Annotated in this window: 2 protein-coding genes; both read right to left on the bottom strand. The window is 53.8% G+C overall.

The genetic code is table 11. The features are described 5' to 3' along the window. On the bottom strand, positions 1–205 hold a 205-nt coding region (locus I6F37_RS39005), incomplete at its 3' end, for a response regulator transcription factor (protein WP_225154225.1). Next, the coding region (locus I6F37_RS39000; protein WP_225154224.1) for a hypothetical protein at positions 202–468 on the bottom strand (267 nt) is incomplete at its 5' end. The genes I6F37_RS39005 and I6F37_RS39000, both read right to left, overlap by 4 nt.

Genomic DNA, 468 nt, shown 5'->3' with positions numbered 1-468 from the left:
TCCCTACACGCCCCGCGTGAGGCTTTTCGCGAACCCAGAACACGAGCAATTCGTTTGTCGTCTGCACGCCCGCTTTGCGCTGAGCGCGCTCCAAAAACGTGTAGACGGTTTTCGCGGAAATCTTCAGCAACTCGGCAATCTCCTTTTGCCGCTTGCCCGTGGCGAGCAGGTCCAACACTTCGATCTGACGCTTTGAAAATTTCATTGAATTACTCTGATGCTGACGGGTGTATTCGTTAGACGCCACCAGCCAGAGCCAACGTAGTCCGGGTGTTCTTCCCAAACATTCGCGCCGATTCCGCTCCATGCCGGTTCGATGCCGCGATACACGTTCACTTCAAAAATTACGGACTCCGAAGTATAAACCCACTGTTCAATCCGATTCGTGACGCAGTTCGCCCATTCGATGCCAGGGCAATCAACGTCAACGCAAACGTCGATGCGGCCCGCGACGTTGGTGTAGAAAAA

This window comes from Bradyrhizobium sp. NBAIM08, from assembly GCF_020193935.1.
Taxonomy (GTDB): domain Bacteria; phylum Pseudomonadota; class Alphaproteobacteria; order Rhizobiales; family Xanthobacteraceae; genus Bradyrhizobium; species Bradyrhizobium yuanmingense.
Note: the sequence above shows the minus strand (reverse complement) of the source record. Positions and strands in the feature narration are given on the sequence as shown.